1 protein-coding gene is annotated in these 509 nt (G+C 58.9%); it reads right to left on the minus strand.

Going from position 1 to position 509, the window contains the following annotated elements:
- A partial coding sequence (locus AC1DS5_RS25670; RefSeq protein WP_477721062.1) for a GGDEF domain-containing protein occupies nucleotides 1-509 on the minus strand: 509 nt, incomplete at both ends.

A 509-nucleotide genomic window follows, 5' to 3' on the forward strand; every position in this document is an offset into this window, starting at 1 on the left:
TGTCGGGAAGGTCTTAGCTTCGAGCGTCGATCGAATGCGCTCGGCGACAGCGGCCGCCGCTTTTGGGCTCGACGCGGCTAGGACAATGCAGAATTCCTCGCCGCCCAGACGCGCGGCAACATCTTCGGCGCGAATGTTCGAGAAGATGACTTCGGCAAAGGCGCGCAGCACGCGGTCGCCGGCGGCGTGGCCGAACTGATCGTTGATCGTTTTGAAGTGATCGAGATCCATCACCAGAATTGCAGTGTTGGATGCTGTCTCCGTTACCTTTTCGCCAAACAGCGCGCGCCGATTGAGCAGGCCTGTCAGAGGATCGGTCATGGCATCGGATTTATGCCGGTTCGACGTCCGGATCTGGTTGATCGTCAGTGACAGCGCACCGATTCCGGTCAGACCGACGATCACCATCAGTGAATTGAACTGTTCTGCCCAATTCATCGGTCGATCGGTCAGCACGAATTGCCCGGTACGCAAGAGTTCGGCACCGCAAGCCACGAACGATGCGGCCG

Source organism: Polaromonas sp. P4_H1 (assembly GCF_056400945.1).